The following is a 15178-nucleotide window of genomic DNA, read 5'->3' as shown; positions in this document are numbered from 1 at the left end:
GAGCGTTGCCCGTGGGAGGGTCAACCGGCGGCTCCATCCGTGATCCTCGGGCTTGTCCCGAGGATACAGACTCCCCGTGCCGACGCTGGGACGCGATGTGGCCGCGTTCCGACAGCCGCGCATACCGTGCAGAGCGGTGTTTCTGGATCCTGGGCACAAGGCCCAGGATGACGCGGTATTCTGTTCAGTGCGACTTCATCAGAGGCCCTAACCGGCCGGATAGACCCGTTGCAGGAAGGCCAGGGCCAGGGGCGCATAGGCGTCGTTGGCGTCGCCGGTCAGCATATGGCCGATGCCGGGGGCGACATGGGCCTCGACGTGGGGCGCGATCGACAGGAAGTGGTCGACATGCTCCTGGCGCACCACGGTGCTGAGCCCGGCGCGGATCATCAGCGTCGGCGTGGTCAGTTCGGCCGCGCTGGTTTCCAGCAGGCCCAGCTGAGCCTCGTCCCGGACGAAACGGTCCTCGACGAAACGCGGGTCCCAGCGCCAGAAGAAGCGGCCGTCCTGCTCCAGCATATTGCCGCGCAGCCGTTCCGGCTCGGGCGGGCGGCCGTGCGCGGCCAGCGAGGCCAGGGTCGCCGCCGCCGCTTCCAGACTGTCGAACCCTTCGGCCGAGGCGTGGAAGAAGACCCGCATTTCGTCGGCGACATTCTCGTCCATGCGCGGGGTCACGTCGGCCAGGACGATGGCGGCGACCTTCTCGGGATGGGTGGTGGCCATCAGCAGAGACGCCCGTCCGCCCAGAGAGGCGCCGATCAGGGCCGCGCGTCCGCCGACTTGCGCGATGACGGCCGCCAGATCGCGCACATAGGCGTTGAAGCTATAGTCGCCGTCGGGCGCCCAGTCGCTGGCGCCATGGCCGCGCAGGTCCAGCGACACGGCGTAATATCCCGCCTGGGCCATGATGCGGGCGGTGGCGCCCCAAGCACTGCGGCTCTGTCCGCCGCCATGGGCGAAGACCACGGCGGGCGCAGACGGGTCGCCCCAGGCGTCGGCGACCAGGGTCAGGCCGTCGCCCTGAAGCCGCAGGGTTGTTGGTTTCGCTGTCAGCGACATCCGCTGATCCCTCCATCGACGGGGATTTCGGCGCCGGTGATATAGGCGGCGGCCGGCGAGGCCAGGAAGACGGCGACCGCCCCGATCTCGGCCGCCGTGCCGAACCGGCTGAACGGGATCTTCTTCAGAGTGGCGGCGGTCTTGTCGGCGTCGGCGCGCACCTCGGCGGTCATGTCGGTGGGAAACCAGCCGGGCACGATGATGTTGGCGGCGACGTGGCGTCGGGCTAAGTCGGACGCCAGTTCGCGGGTCAGGTGGTGCAGCGCCGCCTTGCTGGCCGTGTAGGCATAGGCCGACAGCCGGTGCACCGAGTTTCCGGCGATGGAGCCGATGTTCAGGATGCGGGCGGGATCGCTGGCCGTGCCCGCCGCCTCCAGCACCGGCAGCAGGTCGCGCACCAGGGTGAAGGGGACCTGGACGTTGATCGGCATGACCGCGTCCCAGGCCTCATCCGGATAGGCGTCGAGCGGCGCGCCCCAGGTCCGGCCCGCGTTGTTGACCAGGATGTTCAGGGTCTCGACCCGCGCCTTGACCGCATCGGCCAGGGCGACGGCGCTGGCGGGGCTGGACAGGTCGGCGTCGATGCCGTCGCAGTCGCCCATGGCGCGCATCTCGGCGGCGGCGAGGGCGGCGTTGTTTCGTGAGGTGATGATGACGCGGGCGCCGGCCTGCAATAAGGCTTCGGCGATCATCCGGCCCAGACCATGGGCGCCGCCGGTCACGAGCGCGGTGCGCCCGTCCAGTCTGAAGAGTGCGGACATGACGGCCCTCAGGCCGGCTGGCGCTTGGCGGTCCTGGCCTTCGTGGGGGCCTTGGGTGCGGCTTTCGACGCCGCCTTGGCTACGGGTTCGGCAGCGGCCACGACCGGCGCCTTGGCCGCGCGTTTCTTGGGCTTGGGCTTGGCGACGACGGCGTGTCTCAGGCCGGCGACGATGGTCGCGGCCACCTGTTCGCCGATGGTCTCCAGCGCGGTCGGGCCGTCGGGGCGATACCATTCGTGGGTCACGGAGGTGGAGCCCAGGATGGCGAAGGCCGCGACCTTGGAGTTGATCGACGGGTCGATCAGGCCCGCAGCCTTGCCTTCCTCGATCAGGCGGAAGGCGGCGCGTTCGTACATGTCGCGCTCGGCGATGATCTTTTCCTGCTGGGCCGCCGGCACGAAATGGAAGTCGCGCAGGAAGATCCGCAGCCGGTCGCGATGCTCGCCGGCATAGATGGTCAGGCGGCGCAGATAGCTGGTCAGTTCGCCCAGGGGATCGGCGGAATCGAAGGCGATGTCCTCGATGATCTGGACCCCGCCCAGGTGCAGGTCGCGCAGCACCTCGAACAGCAGCTCCTCTTTGGAGGACACGTAATAGTAGAGGCTGCCCTTGAGCAGGCCGACCTCGTCGCTGACGATCTGCATCGAGGTGCCGGCGAAGCCGTTCTGCTTGAACAGACGGGTGGCGACCTCGAGGATCTGCTGCCAGCGTTCCTGGGACAACTGACTACCGGCGCGCGCCCGGCGGGGCGGCTTTCCATGGTCTACGGGCGGTTTGGCTGCGGCCAAAAACTCTAGCTCCTGCTTCACGCCGAGGGTCCGAGAATCACGTTCAACGGGCCCATCGAGCGCATGTAGAGGGCTCGGAAGCTAGGGGGTTCGGCCGAAGGGTCCAAGTGCAAATTCGGGAATCGTTCAATAATTTGCTTGGTCGCCTCCATCATCTCGGTTCGCGCCAAGGATGAACCGACGCAGGATCGGGTCCCGCGAGCAAAGGCCAGGTGGCCGGTCGGCTCGGGCCGTTCCAGATCGACCTCGGCGGGGCAGGGGAAGCGTTCGGGGTCGCGATTGGCCGCCGCGTGCAGAAGGATGATCATCTCGCCCTTCTTCACCGTGGTGTCGCCCACCTCGGTGTCCTGCATGCAGAAGCGGTGGCGGAATTGGACCACGCTCATCAGCCGCAGGGATTCCTCGACCACGGCGGACAGGGCGGCCTCGCTGTCGCGGGCCGCAGCCATGACCTTGGGATCGGCCAGCACCAGATAGAGGGCGTTGGCGATGCCGTGCACGGTCGTGTCCGACCCGGCGAAGAACAGCTCGCGGCAGATGCCCAGGGCGCCCGCCTCGTCCAGGTCGATGCCGAAATCGGGCGCTTCGCGCCAGACGCGGCTGATGAAGTCGTCGGCCGGATTTTCCCGCCGCGCCCGGATGAAGGGCAGCAGCATCTCGTTCAGCCGGTGCGACGCCGCTAGGGCCTTTTCCTTCAGGTCCAGGTCGCGATAGCCCGAGGCGATGAAGGCCACGATGGCGTCGTTGCAGGCCAGGATTTCGGCGACCATGGCGTCGTCGTCGGTCGGCATGCCCAGCAGCGAACAGATGACCCGCGCCGGGATGATGGCGGCGTAGTCGGCGGCCAGCTCGGCGGTTTCCCTGCCGTCCAGCCGCGCCAGAGAGGCGGCCAGGACCGGGGCGATATGGTTCTGGCGATAGCTCTCGATATTGGCGGCGCTCAGCAGCTTGAAGTGGAAGCGGCGCAGTTTGACGTGGTCGCCGTCGCGGCTCAGCGTGATGTTGGCGCCGCCGCCCTTGATCTCTTTCACCGTGTCGTCGGCGAAGACATAGGCGTTGGCGAAACGGCTCTCGTCGCGCTCGGCGGCCAGGCACTGGTCGAAGTCATGCACCAGCCAGGCCTTGGCCTGTTCGTCCCAGATCGGCGATCCGGCCTCGCGTAGCTGCTCATAGAAGCCGAAGGGATCGCGGTCGGCGAAGCCCACGACGCTTTCGCCCATGGGGCAGGTGCGGGTGCGTTCCTGGGTCATGCTCATCTTGCGTCTCCTCGCGCGGATCTTAGAGTCCGCCGTGTATGTCGATGGTCTCGCCGGTGACGTAGGTTGATCGGCTTCCGGCGAGGAAGGTGATGACGTCGGCGACTTCGTGGGCCCTCGCGGCGCGTTTCAGCGGCGTCTGTTCCAGGAAGGCCTGACGGGCGCGGGGGTCGATGTTGGGCCCCATCCCGGCGTCCACCAGGGCCGGGGCCACGGCGTTGATGCGGATGTTGAACGGGGCCAGGACGCGAGCCAGGGTCGTGGTCAGGTTGATGACCGCCGCCTTGGACGCCCCATAGTCTACCTGGCTGGACCCGCGCCGGCCGGCGATGGAGGCGACGTTGACGATGGTCCCGCCGCCGTTGTCGCGCATTGCCAGGCCGACCTGTTGGCACAGATACAGGGGGGCGGCGACATTGACCGCCAGGGTCCGCGCCACCTGCTCCATGGACAGGTCGAAGAAGGAGGCCGAGCGGTAATAGGCGGCGTTGTTGACCAGCACCGCCGGGACGCCGACCTCGGCGATCACCGCATCCAGCATGGCGCGTACGGCCGCGAAATCGGTAAGGTCGCAGACGTAAGAGGCGACCAGTTCGGGCGCTTCGACGGGCTGAAGATCGACGCCGACGACGCGATATCCCTCCGCCGCCAAGCTCTGGACGATGGCCTGGCCCAGGCCGCCGGCCGCGCCCGTCACCAGGGCGACGCCGCGTTCGGATGCGAAGGCGGCGGGGCGGCTCATGCTGTTTCGACCAGGTCGGCGGGCAGATACTCCGGCAGGCGGAACTTCTGCACCTTTGTGGTTCCCATCGGCCAGTCGGTGACGAAGATGACGTGCCGGGGCACCTTCCAGTTGGCCAGCTCGCCCTTGCAGGCGGCGATGACATCCGCCTCGGTGATCTGCGAGCCCGGATCGCGCTCGACGAAGGCGACAGGCACCTCGCTGAGCCGCTTGTGCGGGATGCCGATGATCTGGACGATCTTCACCCCGGGCAGGCCCTGGATGAAGGCCTCGATCTCGGCGGCGGCGACGTTCTCGCCACCGACCTTGAGCATATCCTTGATGCGACCCAGGAAGGTCAGGGCGCCGTCGGGGTCCATCTGGCCCCGGTCGCCGGTCTTGACCCAGCCGCCCGGCAGGATGGAGGCCGCCGTGGCCTCCGGGTCCTTATAGTAGGATTTGAAGGCGCCGCCGCCGCGGAACTGGATTTCGCCGGATGCACCGGGTGGGACCTCGATATTGGTCTCCGGGTCACAGACGCGGACCTGGGTGTTCTCGGGCGGATAGCCGCTGGAGACCGCGCGCACGTCCAGCGGCGCGTCCCAGCGGGCGAAGGTGACGATGCCCGAACCCTCGGTCATGCCGAACAGGTTCAACAGCACGGCGTGGTCGGGCAGGGCGGCCTGAAGGCGGCGCTGCAGGGCCTCGGGCCCGACGTTCAGCATCGAGCGGACGAAGCTGAAGCTCTCCTTGTTGAAGCGCGGGTGTTCGATGACCGTGATCGAAAGCGGCGGGAAGCCGGAATAGAGGTGGGCGATCCGGTGTTTCTCGATCAGCTCGACCGCCTCTTCGGCCTGGTAGTGGGGCTGGGTCATGAAGGACGCGCCCGTGGCGAGGATCGTCGTCATCGGGCCGACGCCGCCCGTGTGATAGAAGGGCATGGGCATCCACACCGTCTCGTCAGGCCGCAGGCTGACGGTGTTGGCGAAGGTGGACCAACTGGCCTGGATGCCCAGGTGCGTCAGTTCGCAGCCCTTGGGCGTCGAGGTGGTGCCCGAGGTGTAGATGATGGTCGAGGTGTCCTCGACGCGGCGCTGGGCGCGGGCGTCGTCGACATCGGCGTCGGATACGCCGTCGCCCAAGGCAATCAGGGCGTCCGTCGAGAGGAAGGGCGACTGGCGGCCCTTGCCCATCAGCACCATGGCCGTCAGGGCGGGCGTGTTCGGCAGCCGCAGAGCGGCCGGGTCGGTCTGGTCGTTCAGGCCCTCGATCGAGTCGCGGATCAGGGGGACGAAATCGACATGGTCGGCGATCAGGTCGGTGGTCAGCAGGACGCGGCAGTCGCTGTGCTTCAGCGCATAGCCCAGCTCCTGACGCTTGTAGCGGGCGTTCAGGGCGACGACGACGGCGCCGGCCATCAGGCCGGCGAAATAGGCCAACACCCAGTCGGCGCAATTGGGCATCAGGGTGGCGATATGGTCGCCTGGACGCACGCCCAACTTGATCAGGCCCTTGGCCATGGCGCGGGCGCGTTCGTTGACCTGGCCGTAGGTCAGGGTCACGCCGGGGAAGATTGCGAACAGGGCGTCGGGCTGTTTGGCCGCCTGTTCGGTCAACAGGATGTCGACGGTCTTGGTCGGTGCGCCGTGAAGAATTGCAGTGTCGGCCATACGCCTGGGTCGCCCTTGTGTTCGTTTCCTCTCCACGTCGTGCGTGGACGGGCGCGTTGGATCGAGCCTCTAACAAATGGTAGGTCAGCTATGGCCGGGCATCAAGAGAAGAACGCGGCGAAACCCTCGATTTATTTGCCAACCGATTGGTTGAATATCGGTGTGGGATTCTGGGCGGTCAGCCTGTTTATCTGGGTGTCGCAGGACGCAGAGCAATGGATGCTCGCAGACGAGGCCGTAGGGCGTGGGGCTTTGTCGCAGGCGCGGACAGGACGGGCCGAACCCTTCAGCCGACCTCTTCGACCGGCCGCAAGGCGATCACCTCGGCGCCGCCTTCCGGAACGGCGGGGCGGACCAGGGCGACGACCGGAAGGCGCACGGTGACTGCGGCGCCCTCGCCAAGGGTCGAGTCGATGGTCATCCGCCCGCCGTGCAGTTCGGCCAGGGCGCGCACCAGCGACAGGCCAAGCCCGGTGCCCTGCGCCCTCTGGGCATTGGCGCCTGCCTGTTCGAACGGGCGGCCCAGGCGACGCAGATCCTCGGGCGCGATGCCCACGCCGGTGTCGGCGACGACGATCTCCAGATACGGCCCGATGGCGTCCAGGGTCACGGTCACCGACCCGCCGCCGGGCGTGAATTTGATGGCGTTGGACAACAGGTTCAGGCTGATCTGCTTCAGCGCCCGGCGGTCCGCATCCACCGACAGGGGTTCGTTGGGCAGGACGCTGGCCAGTTCGACGCCCTTGTCGTTGGCCGACAGCCGGACCAGGGCGATGGCGGCCGAAACCACTTCGCGCGCGTCCAGCCGCTCCAGCGACAGTTCGTAACGCTCAGCCTCGATCTTGGACATGTCGAGCACGTCATTGATCAGGTCTAGCAGGTGGCCGCCCGCCTGGTGGATGGACTCGGCGTAGTCGGCGTATTTGTCGGGCAGGGGCCCGAACAGCCGCTGGCGCATGATGTCGGAAAAGCCCAGCACGGCGTTCAGCGGGGTGCGCAGCTCATGGCTCATATTGGCCAGGAAGCGGGACTTGCCGGCGTTCTGCGCCTCGGCCTCGACGCGGGCGGTCTCCAGTCCGGCCTCGCGGGCGAACTGGGCTGTGCCGTCGAAGGCCTGGGCGATCAGGCGCGGCGTCTCGCCCGCATCGTCCAGCCGCCGGACCACCAGGCTGACGCGGCGATCCAGGGCGGTGCGGGGCGCAAAGACGGCCTGACCGTCCGCACCCGCCAGAGCCTGATCCATGGCGGCGCGCACCCCCGCCCGGTCGGGCGCGTGGATGGCGGCGATCAGTCCCTGTTCGTAGAGGGCCTCGACATCCACGGCGGGCGGCGGATGGCCATAGGCCCCCAGGACGCGGCCCGTGCGCTCGATCACCAGGGTCAGTGCGGGCTGGCCGGACAACAGATACTGGATCGCGTCGTTAGCTTCCGGGGCTGAGGCCTGGGCTGCGGCGTCTGATCCGCCAGACGCGCGCGCAGAAACGGCGACGCCGGCGGCGAGGGCGGCCAACACCGTCGATGCAGCGGCCAGTCCGGCGAACTCCGCCGCCGGCCCGCTGAGCAGCAGGGATCCGAGCCCGATCAATGCGGTCAGGGCCACGGCGCCCGCGCCCGCGATGGCCAGGCTTCGTCCTCCCAGCAGGATGCCGACGATCAGGGGCATGAAGGCGAACCCGGCCAGGGAACCGCTCAACCCGCCGGAAAGCGCGCTGCTCGACACTGTCGCCAGAGCCCAGACGCCCAGGAGCAGGGCGCGCGGGCCGGGACCGTCGCCGCGCAGCAGGGCCACGCCCGCCAGGCCGGGAATGATCATCACGGCGACGCCGGTGACCACCGACACCTCGACGCCCGACCACAGCCAGACCGTTGCGGCCGCCAGCAGCGTCGTGGCCACGGCCCAGCCGAGATGCCAGGCCACCACGGTCCGCAGGCCGGTGGCGCCGCCTTCTGCAGGGGTGGAAGGGTCGAGGCTCAAGCAGAATCCAGATCAGGGTTCAGGCGGGGTGCGCAGCCTTCCAGACTAGACGCACGACATGACCGGCGCGAGGTCGCTCCCGTGTCAGGCGACTTGTTAAGGGGGACGGCGCGCAATCTGTTGGGGACGGACGGTCCTGTCGTGCTTAACGGCGCGCTTGAGTCGGGTCCGACTGTCCTGGATGCGATTGTTCTCGGCGGCCGGGCGGCCTATCTGGCGGCCATGACGGATACGCCCAGCAGCATCGACGCCACCTTCGCCGAACTGGTCGATGATTTCGACCTGCTCGAGGACTGGGAACAGCGCATCGGCTATGTCATCGACCTGGGCCGGACCCTTGCGCCCCTGGCCGAGGCCGACCGGATCGAGGCCAACAAGGTGCCGGGCTGCGCCGCCCAGGTCTGGCTGGCCAGCGACCGCGAAGGCGACCGGCTGGTCTTCCACGCCGATTCCGACAGCGCGATTTCAAAGGGCAACGTCGCCCTGCTTCTGGCCCTCTATTCCGGTCGCACGCCTGCCGAGATCCTAGCCTTCGACGCCCGCGCGGCGCTGGACCGGCTGGGCCTGCCCCAGGCCCTGACACCGCAGCGCGCCAACGGCCTGAACAGCATGGTGGGGCGCATCCGTCAGGAAGCGCTCGCGGCGGCTTAGCCTTCTTCGTTCCAGGGCGGCGGAAGCTGGCCGGCCTTGAACAGGATGGTCGGGTTCTCGTCGTAGTCGCCCATCTCGGTGTCGGCCGAGACGGAGAAGGCGACCACGCCCAGACGCAAGGGGGCAAGCCGTTCGGCCTTGCGGCGCGCGTCCTCGGCGGTCTTGCAGCCGACCTGCTGTTCGGCCTTCAGGCCCTTGCCGCGACCCTGAACATAGGCCTGGACGATGTGCACGGTTTCAATGGCCATGGCGTCTCAGAGGCGGTTCGCGGCCCAAGGTCAAGGCCGGGCGCCAGCGACCGTCGTTACTGGTCTCGCCGCTTCACCCGATGCCGTAGTGCTCGGCCAGCGCCTCCAGCCCCTGTTTCAGCAGGGTGCGGCCCTGGCGTTTGCGCAGGCCCATGGTCTGTTCGGCCAGTTGCAGGCTGGAGCCGACCAGGCAGATCTGCACCACGAAGGGCCTCACCCTCGGGCTGATCGAGGCCAGGGCCGCATCGACGCGGGCCGAGGCCGACAGGGCGCGGTCGCCGGGCTCGACGCGCGAGGCCGAGCCGCCGCCCGCACGGGGCAGGGCGTCCCAGCGCATGGTCACCGAGGCGCCGGTCGAGGCCAGTTCGGCGTCCAGACGCAGGCGTTCGCCGGCCATGATCTCGGCCGGGGTCAGCCAGGGGCGGCCCGACTGGTCCTTGCGTCGCGCCAGCCAGGCGATTGGGCTTTCGCCGAGGTTTGCACGTATGACGCCCATGCGCCCGTCCGGCAGCATGAGGGTGCGCTGGCCCTCGACAAAGCCGGGGCGACCGGGCGCCGGGGCTTCGTCTGCCTGGCCCTTGCCCCGACGCGCGACCCAGCCGCCTCCGGCTCGACCGCTCAGGCCGGGGTCGGCGATCAGGCTGCGAAAGCCCGGCTCGTCCAGTGTCAGATTGACCCGCATCCGCCGGTCGGCGCCCAGCCGGACCAGATAGGCCTGGCCCGAGGCTTCGATCCAGGCGCCCGGTCGGGCCAGCAGACGACGGGCCCGCTCGACCATGGGCGTCATGCCGCCAGATCCAGTTTCGGCGCCTCGCACAGCTCGCGCAGTTGCCGCTCCAGCCGGTCCAGCAGGGCGTCGATGGCCGGGTCGTCGCGGGCGTCCTCGGACCAGCGGCACCCGGCGCTGGCGGTCGCGCGATTGACCCCGAAGGCGTACCCGACCCGGTCCAGCGGCCAGCCATAGCCGACGTGGGCCAGATACATGGCCAGCCAGCGCGCCCGGCAGGCCTTGAGCCCCAGCCGCGTGCCCGCCGTCATCTGATCCAGCGTCATCTCGAACGACAGGCCGATCATATCCGTGGCCAGCGCCGCCCGGATGCGGTCCCGTTCGGCGACCGGCGCCCGAAATCCCTTTTCCATTCCCCTGATGCTCCCTTCGAGGTGATCGACGCCCTGATCCTAGGATTGATTTGAGCGCGCATAGGAATGTTGTCCTATCTGACGACAGGATCGGTCGTGTCGCCAGGCGGGCTGCGGGATCGCGTTGCGCGGGATCGGAGGGCGGGCGCGATCGGGCGTCACATCACCCGCTCCGTCAGGCGGTGACTGGGGCCTGTGCTGGGCGACCGGAAATATTCGAATCCTTGACTCATCAGGCTCGACGCCGATTCGCAAATCAGCCTACGATTCGCCTCAATGGGGTGGCGTTAACTGTTCTTAAGGTTTTGAGCGGTTAACTCTCGAACAAGGTTACCCGGACGTGAGCGGTCACGGTCATCGGGACATATGGTCAAGCTTTTGCCTGGAGGGGCGTCAATGCGCGTTCTGCTTATCGAAGACGATCACGCGACGGCGCAAAGCATCGAGCTGATGCTGAAGTCGGAAGGCTTCAATGTCTACACGACGGACCTCGGCGAAGAAGGCATCGATCTGGGCAAGATCTATGACTACGACCTGATCCTTCTTGACCTCAACCTGCCCGACATGAGCGGCCTTGAGGTTCTGCGCCAGCTGCGCGTCGGCAAGGTCAATACCCCGGTCATGATCCTGTCGGGTTCGACCGAGATCGAAACCAAGGTCAAGACCTTCGGCGGCGGCGCCGACGACTACATGACCAAGCCCTTCCACAAGGACGAGCTGATCGCGCGCACCCACGCCGTGGTCCGTCGCTCCAAGGGCCACGCCCAGGCCATCATCCACACTGGCGAGATCGCCGTGAACCTGGATGGCAAGACGGTCGAGGTGCACGGTCACCGCGTCCACCTGACGGGCAAGGAATACCAGATGCTGGAGCTGCTCTCGCTCCGCAAGGGCACCACCCTGACCAAGGAAATGTTCCTGAACCACCTGTACGGCGGCATGGACGAGCCCGAGCTGAAGATCATCGACGTCTTCATCTGCAAGCTGCGCAAGAAGCTGGCGACGGCGGCGGGCGGCAAGCACTACATCGAAACCGTCTGGGGCCGGGGCTATGTCCTGCGCGACCCGTCGGAAAACGCCGCGCCCATTCAAGAGAGCGCCGCCGCCTAAGACGCCTACAGGGAAGAAACGACCCAACGCCCGCCGGAGCGATCCGGCGGGCGTTTTCGTTTGGGCGATGCCTTCGTCTTTCGTCATCCTCCGGCGAGCGCAGCGAGACCGGGGGACCCAGCGGCGCCGAAGGCGATCTGTTCACGCGCGATCTCGACCGCCTGTCTCCGCAACAGGGTCCCGCTCGCGCGGGCCGCTGGGTCCCCCGGTCTGCGCGACTGCGTCGCTTGCCGGAGGATGACGAAAGGCTCCAAAATTGGGCCTGGGGCTAAAGGCTGTCCTTCATTCGTTGTAACTCAGTCCCAGAAATCATCCGTGCGATTCTGGGCTGGTTCACGGCTAATTCGAGGAAGCCATCACAAGAACCGCCGGGCGTATTTTCGGTCAACTCAGTGACGGCGTTTCCAGATATGTCGATCCGGATTTCGTTCGACCGGCACGGCCCCTGAGTGAAAGCTACAACCTTATTGGCCGACCACTCCCGCACCTCATAAACGTCGTGACGACTCGTCAGGAAGGTGCCGACACTCTTGAATGTCATGATCTCAGCGCGCGTCACCTCGCAGTAACCGGGAGGCGCAGCATCCTCCCGATGACATTCGATAGTCGTCAAGTTAATCGGTGCCGCGATTTTGTCCGGCCCGTCGAGCGTCATGACCCCCTCTGTCCGCAAATATCCGTTGTTTTCGTAGACGCTGATTTTTTCACCAGCACCCGTATGTACGCGGATGAACCGTTCAGGATTATCGCCGAAACGATCACAACCGGCGAGTAACAGCGCCATTGCTGCAGCAGGGGTCAAGAGCTTCAGAGGTGTCATCTGACAACTCTGCGTCTTACAGTTAAGGTCTGCAATGTTGATCGCGTATCGGCGCTGACCCGCTAACCGCGTCCCGCTAACCCCGCCCGAACGCCGCCGCCAGGGCCGCCGCCATCGGGTTGGGCAGGCCGTTCTCGTCGAAGGGCAGGGGCTTGTCCTTGCCGTCGTCCTTGGCGTCCTTGCGGTACCAGCTGTCGGTGTCTCGCAGGCCCCAGGCGGTGAAGGCGAAGCGCTGGGCGGCGGGCAGGGCCATGAAGGCCTCGGCCAGTTCGGTGACGCGGGCGGTCTGCATGGCCAGCCGCTCGGACTGGGAGCGGAAGTCCAGCGGCCCCTTGTCGGTGCGCAGGGTGACGTCCAGTTCCGACACGTGGATGGGCAGGCCGAACTGAGCCAACTCGCCGATGGAGCGGGCGATGGCGCCGTCCTCGATGTCGATCCACAGGTGGGACTGGGTGCCAATGCCCTGTAGCGGACAGCCCGCCTTCAACAGCCGCTCGACCAGCCGCATGAAGGTCGCGCCTTTGCGCGGGATGCCTTCCAGATTGTATTCGTTCAGGAATAGGATGGCGTCGGGGTCGGCCTCGCGGGCCTTTTCGAAGGCGCGCAGGATATAGCCGTCCTGGCCATAGCGTTGCGACCAGTGGCAGTCGCGCAGCCCTGAGCCATCGTCCAGGATCGGCTCGTTGACCACGTCCCAGCTGCGGACCTTTCCGCGATAGCGCCCGGCGACCGTGGCGATATAGCCGTCGAAGGCGCGGTCGAAGGCGGCGTTGTCGAGGCCTCGAAACGCCTCTGCGCCTTGCGAATACCAGATCAGGGTGTGGCCATGCAGGGCCATGGCGTTGTCGCGCGCCCAGTCCGCGATGCGGTCGGGGCGGTCGAAGCGGGGACGATCCAGGCCGTCGGCCAGGATGTACTCCATCTTCATCTCCCACTCGGGCGTGAGCTGAGAGACTTGAGTCAGGGCCAGCTCGCGCCAGGCCGTGTCGTCGATGTTGGCGACCTGGGCCGCCGTGCCGAAGGCGAAGGGGGCGACCGACTTCAGCGGCGGAATCTGGATTGCGGGGGTCTCGGCGGCAGCGAAGCGTTCGCAGGCCGCTAGCGCCGGAGACATGGCCAACGGCGCCGCGAGGACGGCCCGGCGGCTGAAATCAGCCGGCACGACGCCTCAGGCCCATTTCGTCGAAGGCGGCGGTTTCACGCTTGGCGGCGGCGATGATGGCGTTGAGGCGGGTGGTTTCGGCGACGTGCTCGAACTTCTTCAACTCTTCAAAGGCGCCGGTCAGGGCGTCGCGGGCGCCCTCTTCCTCGGCGTCCAGGGCGACCAGATCGCCTTCGGCTGCGCCCTTGCGGGCCTTCCAGCCGGCCATATAGGCGCCCAGCAGCATTGAGGCCTGGGTGTCGGCGCGGGCGCGCTCGCGTTCGATCTCGACCTCGGCGTCCAGCACGGCCAAGCGCATCTCGGCAGAGGCCTTGCGGCCGGTGATCTCGGCCAGGCGTTTCTGCAGCGTCTCGACCTCGTAGTTCGAGATGCGGATCAGCGAATGGGCCCAGGCGGTCATGCGGCGTTACTCCGAGGGATACAGATGGTCACTGAACCATGCCCTGGTTCAGGATTGCCTCCAGCCGGGTAAAGGAATCGGAAAGACGCGTGGTGTCGTCCTTGTCCTGTCCCAGGAAGGCTTCGAGTGCGGGGTTCAGGGCGATGGCGCGGTCCACGATGGGGTCGGCGCCGGCGCGATAGGCGCCGATCTTGATCAGCTCCTCCATGTTGGCATAGGCCGACAGGCACTGGCGGGCGCGCTTGTTCAGGTCGCGCTCGGCCGGGGTCTGGTTGCCGGGCATGGTGCGGCTGACGGACTTCAGCACGTCGATGGCGGGAAAGCGCCCGCGCTCTGCGATCTTGCGATCCATGACGATATGGCCGTCCAGAATACCGCGCACGGCGTCGGCGATGGGCTCGTCATGGTCGCCGCCGTCCACCAGCACGGTGAACAGGGCGGTGATCGGCCCCGCCGTGGTGCCGTCAGGTCGCTCAGGCCCCGGCCCGGCCCGCTCCAGCAGCTTGGGCAGTTCGGTGAAGACGGTGGGGGTGTATCCCTTGGTCGTGGGCGGTTCGCCCGCCGCCAGACCGATCTCGCGCTGGGCCATGGCGAAGCGGGTGACGCTGTCCATCAGGCACAGGACCCCGAGATCCTGGTCGCGCAGGAACTCGGCGATGGCCATGGTCATATAGGCCGACTGGCGGCGTTTCAGGGCCGGTTCGTCACTGGTGGCGACCACGACGATGGCGCGCTTCAGCCCCTCTTCGCCCAGGGTCTCCTCGATGAACTCGCGGACCTCGCGGCCCCGCTCGCCGATCAGGCCGACGACCACGGCGTCGCAGGTCGCCTCCTTGGCCAGCATGGACAAAAGCACCGACTTGCCCACGCCCGATCCGGCGAAGATGCCCAGGCGCTGGCCCCGGCAGGTGGTGGTGAAGACGTCCATCGACCGCACGCCCAGGTCCAGCCGCTCGCCCACCCGACCGCGCGAATGGGCCGGCGGCGGCGAGGCGCGCAGGGGATAGTGGGCCGGACCCTGGGGCAGAGGGCCCTTGCCGTCGATGGGATTGCCAAAGGCGTCGATGATGCGGCCCAGCCAGGCGGTGGTCGGTCGCACGCTGGCCTGCTGGCCGATGATGCGGATGTCGGCGCCGGGGGCCACGCCCTCGACGGGGCCAAAGGGCATCAGCAGGGCCTTGGAATCGCGAAAGCCCACGACCTCGGCGGGCAGGGGCGTCGTGCCGCGCCGCCCGATCTCGGCTCGCGCGCCCACGGCCAGACGCGACAGGCCGCCGCGCGCCTCGATCAGCAGCCCGCTGACGCCCGCGACCTTGCCGGTCACGACCAGCGGGTCGATCGCTTCGACGGCGGCGACGAGATTGTGCAAGCTGACACCTTGAAAACAGGCGTTAACGAATGCGCCATCGTGGTTAAC

The 15178-nt window shown here is 67.4% G+C and carries 15 protein-coding genes and 1 pseudogene; 2 read left to right on the top strand and 14 right to left on the bottom strand.

Going from position 1 to position 15178, the window contains the following annotated elements; translation table 11 throughout:
- Nucleotides 1-207: 207 nt before the first annotated feature.
- The 7 genes and pseudogenes from ACO05L_RS14045 to ACO05L_RS14015 form a co-directional block, all read right to left on the bottom strand.
- Nucleotides 208-1083: pseudogene (locus ACO05L_RS14045) on the bottom strand (alpha/beta fold hydrolase); the annotation flags it as partial.
- On the bottom strand, nucleotides 1050-1751 hold the full coding sequence (locus ACO05L_RS14040; protein ID WP_421731699.1) for an SDR family oxidoreductase: 702 nt from the start codon (nucleotides 1749-1751) through the stop codon (nucleotides 1050-1052). The gene ACO05L_RS14040 and the pseudogene ACO05L_RS14045, both read right to left, overlap by 34 nt.
- Nucleotides 1752-1828: 77 nt before the next feature.
- A complete protein-coding gene (locus tag ACO05L_RS14035; protein ID WP_421729784.1) occupies nucleotides 1829-2542 on the bottom strand; it encodes a TetR/AcrR family transcriptional regulator in 714 nt (237 codons plus the stop codon).
- An 83-nt stretch (nucleotides 2543-2625) separates the two neighbouring features.
- Nucleotides 2626-3864, bottom strand: a complete 1239-nt coding sequence (locus ACO05L_RS14030) for a cytochrome P450 (RefSeq protein WP_421729783.1) — start codon at nucleotides 3862-3864, stop codon at nucleotides 2626-2628.
- A gap of 22 nt (nucleotides 3865-3886) precedes the next feature.
- Nucleotides 3887-4606 carry an SDR family NAD(P)-dependent oxidoreductase gene (locus tag ACO05L_RS14025; protein ID WP_421729782.1) on the bottom strand — a complete coding sequence of 240 codons (720 nt, stop codon included), beginning with the start codon at nucleotides 4604-4606 and terminating at the stop codon, nucleotides 3887-3889.
- Nucleotides 4603-6255: a class I adenylate-forming enzyme family protein gene (locus tag ACO05L_RS14020; RefSeq protein WP_421729781.1), complete on the bottom strand. Its 1653-nt coding sequence runs from the start codon at nucleotides 6253-6255 to the stop codon at nucleotides 4603-4605. The genes ACO05L_RS14025 and ACO05L_RS14020 overlap by 4 nt, the downstream gene beginning before the upstream one ends.
- Before the next feature lie 286 nt (nucleotides 6256-6541).
- The gene (locus ACO05L_RS14015; protein ID WP_421729780.1) at nucleotides 6542-8230 is read right to left on the bottom strand and encodes a sensor histidine kinase; all 1689 of its coding nucleotides are present in this window, start codon (nucleotides 8228-8230) and stop codon (nucleotides 6542-6544) included.
- A 222-nt stretch (nucleotides 8231-8452) separates the two neighbouring features.
- Here ACO05L_RS14015 and ACO05L_RS14010 point away from each other — a divergent pair, with 222 nt between their 5' ends.
- The gene (locus tag ACO05L_RS14010) at nucleotides 8453-8881 is read left to right on the top strand and encodes a SufE family protein (protein WP_421731698.1); all 429 of its coding nucleotides are present in this window, start codon (nucleotides 8453-8455) and stop codon (nucleotides 8879-8881) included.
- On the opposite strand, the gene ACO05L_RS14005 is transcribed toward ACO05L_RS14010, so the two are convergent.
- The 3 genes from ACO05L_RS14005 to ACO05L_RS13995 all read right to left on the bottom strand — a co-directional run bounded on the left by ACO05L_RS14005 (nucleotide 8878) and on the right by ACO05L_RS13995 (nucleotide 10269).
- The gene (locus tag ACO05L_RS14005; RefSeq protein ID WP_421729779.1) at nucleotides 8878-9129 is read right to left on the bottom strand and encodes a hypothetical protein; all 252 of its coding nucleotides are present in this window, start codon (nucleotides 9127-9129) and stop codon (nucleotides 8878-8880) included. The two genes, ACO05L_RS14010 and ACO05L_RS14005, sit on opposite strands and share 4 nt — an antisense overlap.
- A 73-nt stretch (nucleotides 9130-9202) precedes the next feature.
- Nucleotides 9203-9916, bottom strand: coding sequence for a DUF6456 domain-containing protein (locus ACO05L_RS14000; RefSeq protein WP_421729778.1), 714 nt, complete (start codon nucleotides 9914-9916; stop codon nucleotides 9203-9205).
- Entirely contained in the window at nucleotides 9913-10269 is a 357-nt protein-coding gene (locus ACO05L_RS13995; RefSeq protein ID WP_421729777.1) for a chromosomal replication initiator DnaA, read from the bottom strand. Before ACO05L_RS13995 ends, ACO05L_RS14000 begins: the two co-directional genes overlap by 4 nt.
- A 396-nt stretch (nucleotides 10270-10665) precedes the next feature.
- Between ACO05L_RS13995 and ctrA the strand changes: the two genes are divergently transcribed.
- Entirely contained in the window at nucleotides 10666-11379 is a 714-nt protein-coding gene (gene ctrA, locus ACO05L_RS13990) for a response regulator transcription factor CtrA (RefSeq protein ID WP_421729776.1), read from the top strand.
- Nucleotides 11380-11647: 268 nt separating this feature from the next.
- Here ctrA and ACO05L_RS13985 read toward each other — a convergent pair whose 3' ends face one another.
- The 4 genes from ACO05L_RS13985 to fliI form a co-directional block, all read right to left on the bottom strand.
- Nucleotides 11648-12199, bottom strand: coding sequence for a hypothetical protein (locus ACO05L_RS13985; protein WP_421729775.1), 552 nt, complete (start codon nucleotides 12197-12199; stop codon nucleotides 11648-11650).
- Between the two features lie 76 nt (nucleotides 12200-12275).
- Nucleotides 12276-13313, bottom strand: coding sequence for an endo-1,4-beta-xylanase (locus ACO05L_RS13980; RefSeq protein ID WP_421729774.1), 1038 nt, complete (start codon nucleotides 13311-13313; stop codon nucleotides 12276-12278).
- A 37-nt stretch (nucleotides 13314-13350) separates the two neighbouring features.
- The gene (locus tag ACO05L_RS13975) at nucleotides 13351-13761 is read right to left on the bottom strand and encodes a flagellar export protein FliJ (RefSeq protein WP_421729773.1); all 411 of its coding nucleotides are present in this window, start codon (nucleotides 13759-13761) and stop codon (nucleotides 13351-13353) included.
- Between the two features lie 28 nt (nucleotides 13762-13789).
- Nucleotides 13790-15130 (bottom strand): flagellar protein export ATPase FliI, encoded by a 1341-nt coding sequence (fliI, locus tag ACO05L_RS13970; RefSeq protein ID WP_421729772.1) that lies wholly within the window; start codon nucleotides 15128-15130, stop codon nucleotides 13790-13792.
- Nucleotides 15131-15178: the final 48 nt, after the last annotated feature.

Origin of the sequence: Brevundimonas sp. (assembly GCF_965227765.1) — a bacterium.
GTDB lineage: Bacteria > Pseudomonadota > Alphaproteobacteria > Caulobacterales > Caulobacteraceae > Brevundimonas.
Note: the sequence above shows the minus strand (reverse complement) of the source record. Positions and strands in the feature narration are given on the sequence as shown.

Excerpts from the sequence above, each read along its gene's own strand:
- ACO05L_RS14025 (WP_421729782.1), bottom strand. The coding sequence starts at position 4,606 with ATGAGCCGCCCCGCCGCCTTCGCATCCGAACGCGGCGTCGCCCTGGTG.
- ACO05L_RS14020 (WP_421729781.1), bottom strand. The coding sequence starts at position 6,255 with ATGGCCGACACTGCAATTCTTCACGGCGCACCGACCAAGACCGTCGAC.
- ACO05L_RS14040 (WP_421731699.1), bottom strand. The coding sequence starts at position 1,751 with ATGATCGCCGAAGCCTTATTGCAGGCCGGCGCCCGCGTCATCATCACC.
- ctrA (WP_421729776.1), top strand. The coding sequence starts at position 10,666 with ATGCGCGTTCTGCTTATCGAAGACGATCACGCGACGGCGCAAAGCATC.
- ACO05L_RS14005 (WP_421729779.1), bottom strand. The coding sequence starts at position 9,129 with ATGGCCATTGAAACCGTGCACATCGTCCAGGCCTATGTTCAGGGTCGC.
- ACO05L_RS13995 (WP_421729777.1), bottom strand. The coding sequence starts at position 10,269 with ATGGAAAAGGGATTTCGGGCGCCGGTCGCCGAACGGGACCGCATCCGG.
- ACO05L_RS13975 (WP_421729773.1), bottom strand. The coding sequence starts at position 13,761 with ATGACCGCCTGGGCCCATTCGCTGATCCGCATCTCGAACTACGAGGTC.
- ACO05L_RS13980 (WP_421729774.1), bottom strand. The coding sequence starts at position 13,313 with ATGTCTCCGGCGCTAGCGGCCTGCGAACGCTTCGCTGCCGCCGAGACC.
- ACO05L_RS13985 (WP_421729775.1), bottom strand. The coding sequence starts at position 12,199 with ATGACACCTCTGAAGCTCTTGACCCCTGCTGCAGCAATGGCGCTGTTA.
- ACO05L_RS14010 (WP_421731698.1), top strand. The coding sequence starts at position 8,453 with ATGACGGATACGCCCAGCAGCATCGACGCCACCTTCGCCGAACTGGTC.
- ACO05L_RS14000 (WP_421729778.1), bottom strand. The coding sequence starts at position 9,916 with ATGACGCCCATGGTCGAGCGGGCCCGTCGTCTGCTGGCCCGACCGGGC.
- ACO05L_RS14030 (WP_421729783.1), bottom strand. The coding sequence starts at position 3,864 with ATGAGCATGACCCAGGAACGCACCCGCACCTGCCCCATGGGCGAAAGC.